Raw genomic sequence first — 2,731 nt, 5'->3', positions numbered from 1 at the left:
TTTGCGGATTTGGCGCTCATTGTGTTTTTCCCTTTATCCGGTTGACGGTTTTCTTGAGGTTGATATGCACGACCATCAGGCCATGCGGCTCAACGAGTAATTCCTTGCGGTCAAATTGACTGAATGCCTCGGCAATTTCTGCCGACTCATTCCATGATGCAGATACAAAGCCGCGATCATCCGGGATGTAGCTATCCGGATAGATGCCTGTCTTCCAGATGACCGCGGCTGCCTTGTACAGGTTTTGTGTTGACAGAACCACGCTTAGGCCGTCGCCTTGACGCCCAGAGCCTCAACCCGGGTGCCAACGGCCGGAGCGGTGGCATAGGTAAGCGCCGTGCCGACCAGTGAGATGCCGGATTTCAGCCGGGTCCCCTGCAGGTCAGCGGTGGCTTTCGACTTGACAAAGATCATCTTGTCGAGCACCCAGTCATCGGCATTGCCGACGGCCAGATCCCGAAGGGACGCCGGAGTGTAAGGAAGCGTAAACGCAACGGTGGACCCATCGCCACTGAACACCGAATAGACTGCCTCATACCCTGGGGCCAAAATGACCGGATCGTGGTAGGAGACTGCGGGGATGGTGACCTCGACATCCTCCATCGGACTGTCGAGCGGAAACTCCTGTATGACGCAGTCCTGATGGATCACCGAAAACCGATGGGTCTTGTTGTCGGTTTTGCGGAAGATCGACTCGATGGTGAATCGCGCCAGACGGTCGAAAGCCAGGCCAATGGCGGCGTAGCCGGTCGATCCCCAGTTGGCGAAATTCATCAGGCTGGCCAGGAAGGTCGGAGCCATGCCCGCATAGAGGGTGATCTGGATGTTGTGGCTCTGGCCGGAATTGTGGAACATCGGCTCATCGCCGCCGCCCTGCTGGAAATACTTCTCTGCACGTTCCCAGTTGATCGCATCGGAGGTGACCGATTTGACCGCGGTCATATTGACCGGGGTAACCGCATCGGCTGCCGTGGCAGCGTGCAGATGGAAGCGGTGCAGGGTATTGCGCCCGCGCACAATCGCATCAGGGGAGAGTGCGCCGAGCTGATCGTTTACAGTTACAGCCATTCTATGGCCTCCTTGTAATTAGTTAGCATGTGATTTGAAGCGAAACTTCACCGCGGAAATCGTCCTCGTCGCGGAACTCGATTGCTCTTGGATTGGTGACATCGTTTATATTAATCCCAAGTTGCGGGAGAGTCTTTGCGGTGTATGCTGTTCCTCCAATGACGGAGTTGAATGCCGCAACGTTGACCGCTGGATCACTGAATAATGACAACAGCTGCGAGAGCGCTATTGCCGCCTCTTCAGCTCCGCCAGCGGCGATGCAGGACCAGCCTCCGATTGTCATTTCCAGCCGGCGCAGACCTTTTCCCCCCTGCTGAATGTCCTCGCCAACCCACAGTGGGGTGTGAGAATAGAGAAAGAGCCTGGTGAAATTGGCAAAGACCGTCTGATCCGGCCATCCTTCCACAACCGTCCATGAGGACCATGGCGCGCCTGAATTGGCTACCTTGTAGCGCAGGAAGTCTGTGATGGCTTTCTGCACATCGGTCAGCTCATAGCCTGCGCGGATCATCGGCCTACCCTCTTCAGGGTCTCATAGCGCATGCGATTCAGGATCGCCTGCTGGCGTTCAGAAACCGCATTTTTCAGGAAGGGACGAGCCTTCATTTTCCGGGTACCATCATGAACATAGGCCGCATAGTTGGCCGAGCGCAGATCAGAATAAACAATGGCAGATATTGGATTGAAAAAATGATATTTCATGGACTTGGAAAGCTCGCGGCTGATCCGGGTAACCGGGAGCTTGCCGGGGTATGGTGATTTGGTCCCCGGAGGATGGGCCACACCCATCAGGTTCCTGGTAGCTGCTTTCATCAGCTCCTCAACGCCGAACTTTACTGCTGCAATCGCGCCTTTCATCGCTTCGATGTTGGCGCGGTCGAAAGTAGTCTTGAGTCCGGAAGTGTCGAATTCAACAGAGAACATCAGGAAACCCTCTTCACCAGAACCATGGATACAACCGTTCCCCCAACCGGAACCAGCATCGTCTCCTTGATCGCATAGGTCTTTCCCAGGAGCGTTATGACGTTTTTATCGCCCAGCGATTCAAAACTGAAGAGTGCGCCGTTTGAGGTTTTCACCGCTCCGTAGAGCAGATAATCACCCGCATCTATATTGCCAATCTCGATAAAACTTCCGCCCTGTTTGATCAGGTTGCCGATTGCCTGTGCGTCCATCGGGATGGTTTTCACGGCGGTTTCAACTGTGGTCTCGCCGATCATCCCGGTTCCATTGCAGGCTTCAGCCGCCGGATTGCGCCGGTGCCAGTCAGCCGAGTAGGTTGGCACAGCAGAATCCCGGCTGATCATGCACGGGCACTGTGTGCCGGCTGTAAATTCCCTGACCGTTGCAGCCACTCCGTGCCTCAGCACAGAATTTATGTAGCGCTGCACGTGGGTCATAACGGGGCAATCCCGAGAGCGGTGGCCATATCGTTGTATTCAGTGGTGCCCTGCCCGCAGACGGCAAAGCCACCGGATCCAACAGATACTCCGAGAAGTTTCAGATACTTTTTGGCCTCATCTTCGAAGGCCTTTGCTGCTGCTTGCAGCTGGCCGGCATCTTGCGCCTTGATCTCTACCGGGCCATATTTAGCTCCGGGATCAGGCGGCTGAGAGACGACAACAGCACATACCAGGGCGATAAAGGCCGCCTTGGCCAGGGC

Annotated in this window: 6 protein-coding genes; all 6 read right to left on the bottom strand. The window is 55.5% G+C overall.

All coding sequences use genetic code 11. The features are described from left to right. Positions 1-16: 16 nt before the first annotated feature. Positions 17-262, bottom strand: a complete 246-nt coding sequence (locus PLH32_17775) for a hypothetical protein (protein HQJ66459.1) — start codon at positions 260-262, stop codon at positions 17-19. 2 nt (positions 263-264) lie between these two features. Beyond that, positions 265-1,068 carry a hypothetical protein gene (locus PLH32_17770; GenBank protein ID HQJ66458.1) on the bottom strand — a complete coding sequence of 268 codons (804 nt, stop codon included), beginning with the start codon at positions 1,066-1,068 and terminating at the stop codon, positions 265-267. A 22-nt stretch (positions 1,069-1,090) separates the two neighbouring features. Then, positions 1,091-1,579: a hypothetical protein gene (locus tag PLH32_17765; protein ID HQJ66457.1), complete on the bottom strand. Its 489-nt coding sequence runs from the start codon at positions 1,577-1,579 to the stop codon at positions 1,091-1,093. Beyond that, positions 1,576-1,992: a hypothetical protein gene (locus PLH32_17760; GenBank protein HQJ66456.1), complete on the bottom strand. Its 417-nt coding sequence runs from the start codon at positions 1,990-1,992 to the stop codon at positions 1,576-1,578. The genes PLH32_17765 and PLH32_17760 overlap by 4 nt, the downstream gene beginning before the upstream one ends. After that, entirely contained in the window at positions 1,992-2,375 is a 384-nt protein-coding gene (locus tag PLH32_17755) for a hypothetical protein (GenBank protein HQJ66455.1), read from the bottom strand. Before PLH32_17755 ends, PLH32_17760 begins: the two co-directional genes overlap by 1 nt. 89 nt (positions 2,376-2,464) lie before the next feature. Continuing rightward, the coding region (locus PLH32_17750) for a hypothetical protein (GenBank protein HQJ66454.1) at positions 2,465-2,731 on the bottom strand (267 nt) is incomplete at its 5' end.

The sequence above is a fragment of the bacterium genome (assembly GCA_035419245.1).
In the GTDB taxonomy this organism is placed as follows: domain Bacteria; phylum Zhuqueibacterota; class Zhuqueibacteria; order Residuimicrobiales; family Residuimicrobiaceae; genus JAKPUX01.
This window is presented reverse-complemented; position numbering and strand designations above follow the sequence as displayed.

Coding starts and splice junctions, on each gene's coding strand:
- PLH32_17755 (HQJ66455.1), bottom strand. CDS start 2,375: ATGATCAGCCGGGATTCTGCTGTGCCAACCTACTCGGCTGACTGGCAC.
- PLH32_17770 (HQJ66458.1), bottom strand. CDS start 1,068: ATGGCTGTAACTGTAAACGATCAGCTCGGCGCACTCTCCCCTGATGCG.
- PLH32_17760 (HQJ66456.1), bottom strand. CDS start 1,992: ATGTTCTCTGTTGAATTCGACACTTCCGGACTCAAGACTACTTTCGAC.
- PLH32_17765 (HQJ66457.1), bottom strand. CDS start 1,579: ATGATCCGCGCAGGCTATGAGCTGACCGATGTGCAGAAAGCCATCACA.